This is a genomic window from Acidovorax sp. HMWF018 (genome assembly GCF_003061035.1).
In the GTDB taxonomy this organism is placed as follows: Bacteria; Pseudomonadota; Gammaproteobacteria; order Burkholderiales; family Burkholderiaceae_C; genus Acidovorax; species Acidovorax delafieldii.
On record NZ_QAIM01000516.1, the window covers coordinates 1 to 1928 of the forward strand.

At 59.1% G+C, this 1928-nt stretch carries 1 protein-coding gene and 1 pseudogene; both read right to left on the minus strand.

Features of this window, described 5'->3' with window-relative positions; translation table 11 throughout:
* Positions 1-1478, minus strand: a 1478-nt coding sequence (locus DBR23_RS21990) for a hypothetical protein (RefSeq protein ID WP_146191403.1), incomplete at its 3' end; no start/stop codon positions are given.
* Positions 1479-1523: 45 nt separating this feature from the next.
* Positions 1524-1928, minus strand: a pseudogene (locus DBR23_RS21995) (adenylosuccinate lyase); the annotation flags it as partial.

A 1928-nucleotide genomic window follows, 5' to 3' on the forward strand; every position in this document is an offset into this window, starting at 1 on the left:
GCTTCTTGGGGGCGACCCATCCGGGTGAGCGTGGCCGCGCGAGCGAGGTAGAAGCTGGAGTTTCCGGGGTTCAGTTCGATGGCCTTGCTGATATCCGACAGTGCTCCCTCAACGTTGCCCTTCTGGAAACGCTCGTTGCCCCGGTTGAAGAGGATCCGGCTCGCTCCTGCAACTTCAGGTTTCGGGAGTTTGGCTGCAGCATCTTCCCAGAGGGCTGCTCGTGAAGAAAAGCTCTCCAGCCGGTCTTGCGACTGTACAAACAACAGAGGGATCACCAGCACGCTCAGTGCAAGTGTCATACGCCATGGAAGGTGTCGTGCCAAAGCGGCGACCGTCGCAGCATACCCAATGGCCCAGATATAACTGCGGTAGAGCACGTACGGCTCCTGAAAGCGCACAAGGCTGAACTCAACCAGAAACAGCAAAGCGCTGAATGCGAGGCCAAAAGCGAACAAACGGTGCTTGCCCGTCCGCAGCGAAAGGCCTGCCACCACAGAAGGCACCGCCACAAACAGACCCAGTTGCAGCAAAGCGTGAACGGAAGTCCAGGGTTGAAGAAAATCGACCCTCAAGTCTGCAGACATTCTGGTGGTAGAGGGGATCAGCCACTGCAGCCAGTATTGGTAGTACAGCTGGGCCTGCGTGTAGGCCGAAAATAGCCACCGATCACCGCGGCCTTGGAGTGCAGGCAGGCCGTAGATTTCACCTGTCAGATCGCTCAGTCTGGGTTCGTACGGCTGGCCAACGAATCCCATCCCCACGCTGAACACCAAGGCAACGGCCGGCAAATTCGCGCAAATGAACGTGGAGCAGACCTGTACCGTTCGTCGATCCACCCGATCCAGCAGCAAAACGAGTGACAAGGCTGCAAATGGCACAGTCACTGAATGTTCCTTACACAGCATGGCCAAAGATGACATCAGCGCTGCACGCAGCACCCTGGCATGGCTACCTTCCTGCAGGGCCATCAGCAAATAGCGCAAGCTGATCAGCGAGAACAGCGCGGCCATGACGGTAGTGCGCTGTATCAGGTAGCCCGCCGCATAGACAGCCACTGGATGCACCACAAACACAACGGCCAGCAATGCTGCAATGGCGCAGGCCTGCTCACGGGCTATGGCAGCCGGCTCGCTTCGGCGCCCCTCCAGAATGAGCATCTGCTTGAGCAATTGATAAAGTTGCCAGGCGACCAAAACGTGCAGCACCAGGCTGATAAGCCGATGCGCTTCCATGGTGCCCCATTGTGTTTCGACCCAACCCAGGGTGAAGTACGGCAACGACCGGGTAAGCAGCTCCCAGGGCTCAACCGCCGCGGTCGTCAGACGGGAGGTGAAGAAGAGATTTCCGTCGTCAAAAACAAACGGATTTTCCAGGTATGGGCCGTACAGCGCCGCCGCGACTGCCGAAACTACGACAAAAACAAGCAGAGCAAACAATGATTCCTTTGACCAGCGCCCTCGAATGAAAGGCGCTGTCATCCAGGTGCTCTCTTGGGTGTACCGCTCTGCCGCATGGAGGTAGCGCTACACCCGACGCGCCAGCTCGGCCGCCTTGCCCACATAGCTGCCGGGCGTCATCGCCAGCAGTCGGTCCTTTTCGGCCTGAGGAATTTCCAGCGACTGGATCAGCCCGTGCAGCGCTTCCGCCGTCACGGTTTTGCCGCGCGTCACTTCCTTGAGCTTTTCGTAGGCGCCCTGCACTCCAAAGCGGCGCATCACCGTCTGGATGGGTTCAGCCAGCACTTCCCAGGACGCGTCCAGGTCTTCGGCCAGGGCTTCTTCGTTGATTTCGAGCTTGTTCAGGCCCGTGAGCAACGAGGCATAGGCCAGCGTGGCGTAGCCCAGGGCCACGCCCATGTTGCGCAGCACGGTGCTGTCGGTCAGGTCACGCTGCCAGCGGCTGATGGGCAGCTTTTCGGACAGGTGCTT